This window comes from Lactococcus ileimucosae (assembly GCF_943193185.1).
Taxonomy (GTDB): domain Bacteria; phylum Bacillota; class Bacilli; order Lactobacillales; family Streptococcaceae; genus Lactococcus; species Lactococcus ileimucosae.
In genome coordinates this window covers 1-1,886 of record NZ_CALPDE010000048.1, presented here as the reverse complement: position 1 = coordinate 1,886, position 1,886 = coordinate 1, and the positions used below count along the sequence as shown (strand labels likewise).

General features: G+C 61.9%; 2 protein-coding genes. One reads left to right on the top strand and one right to left on the bottom strand.

Going from position 1 to position 1,886, the window contains the following annotated elements; translation table 11 throughout:
- Nucleotides 1-1,061: cation diffusion facilitator family transporter (locus tag NFR51_RS10940; protein ID WP_251713612.1), on the top strand; the 1,061-nt coding region annotated here is incomplete at its 5' end.
- Here NFR51_RS10940 and mgtE read toward each other — a convergent pair.
- On the bottom strand, nucleotides 1,058-1,886 hold an 829-nt coding region (gene mgtE / locus NFR51_RS10935; protein WP_251713611.1), incomplete at its 5' end, for a magnesium transporter. The genes NFR51_RS10940 and mgtE overlap by 4 nt on opposite strands.

Below are 1,886 nucleotides of genomic sequence, written 5' to 3'. Positions count from 1 at the left end.
TCGGCTCGGCAGCCTTGATTGCCGATGGCATTCACTCCCTGTCTGACCTTGTCACCGATGGCTTTGTTCTGGCCGCCATTCATTATGGCCGTCAGGAACCGGATAACGACCACCATTATGGCCATGGCCGTATCGAGACGCTGACCACGCTACTGCTGGGCAGCGTGCTGATCTTCGTGGCCGGCGGTATTGCCTGGTCGAGCATCGACCGTCTGTTGAGTGGTACCGAAGTGGGCGCGCCCGGCGCTTTTGCCATCACGGTGGCGGTGCTGGCCCTGATCAGCAAGGAGTGGATCTTCCGCTACACCATGCGGGTCGCCAAACGGGTCAAGTCCAAGCTGCTGGAAGCCAATGCATGGCACTCCCGCAGCGATGCTCTCTCCACGGCCGTCGTGCTGGTAGCACTGGTGGGTGCCCAGTATGGGCTGGGGTGGCTGGACGCCGTGGCCGCGATCATCGTGGGGTTACTGGTAGGTAAGGTCGGCATCGACCTGCTGTGGGAATCCGCCAGAGAACTGGTAGATACCGCCTTGCCCGAAGACGTGCAGCAGCAGATGCATGATGTGGCCTGCAGCGTGCCCGGCGTGGATAGCGTGCATGACCTGCGTACGCGCCAATCGGCAGGCTGGGTGATGGTGGACCTGCACGTGGTGGTGGGTCCGCGTATCACCGTTTCCGAAGCTCATGAAATCGGCAATGAGGTGAGTCGCCGCCTGCGCCACGAGTTTCCGCTGCTGACCGATGTCATTTTCCACGTGGACCCGGAAGACGATGCCGGTGAGGGCGACCCGAGCCGCCTGCCCGGACTGCCCTTGCGCCCAGAAGTGGAAGCCGCTCTTGATGAGCGCTGGTACATGCACCCGGTATGGCGCACGTTGAACGATCTGCAGCTTCACTACCTGGACGACAAGGTATCGGTCACGCTGATCATCGGTGACGCAGTCCACCAGCCGCCCCAGTGCCTGGCCAGCCAGCTCAAGGCGCTGGCCAGCGACATCGAATGGCTGGGCCACGTAGAAGTGATGTTCATCACTCGGGCGGCCAGCAGCGCCATGCGCTAGACGTTGGTCAGAATGGCGGTGGCGATGGTGAAGTAGATCACTACCCCCGAGGCATCGATCAAGGTCGTTACCAGCGGTGCCGAGGCCGTGGCAGGGTCCACCTTGAAGCGCTCCAGCACGAACGGCAGACACATGCCCATCATGCTACCGAACAGCACGATGGTGACCATGCTCAACGCGACCACCATGGCGACGTCCTCACCGCCACGCATGACCCCGATGGGCGCGACGGCCAACGCCATGGTCAGCCCCAGTGCACCGGCCACCAGCAGCTCCCTGCCCAGCATCTTGCTCCAGTCCTTGACCCCTACGTCCCCGGTGGCCATACCCCGCACCATCAACGTGGCCGCCTGGGCGCCCGCATTACCGCCACTGTCAATCAACAGCGGCAGGAAGAATACCAGAGCGACCTGGGCGGCAATGGTATCTTCGAAGTACGCAATACCAGCCCCCGAAAACAGGTTGGCAAACACCAGCAGTACCAGCCAGGTCACCCGCTTGCGGTAAAGACTGGCCAAGGGCACCCGACTGACACCGTCTTCCAGTTGGCCAATCGACATCCCCTTGTGGATATCTTCGGTGGCCTCGGATTCGGCCACGTCCATGGCATCATCGTGGGTCACGATCCCCACCATGCGCCCATCCTGATCGAGTACCGGCAGCGCCAGCAGGTCATAGCGCGCCACGATACGCGCCACTTCTTCCTGCTCTTCGTCTACGTGGGTGCTGATGACATCCTTGATCATGATGTCATCGACGATGGCACCCGGACGGGCGACCATCAGCTGCCGTAGAGACATGGTTCCCACCAGCTCACCTTCCTTG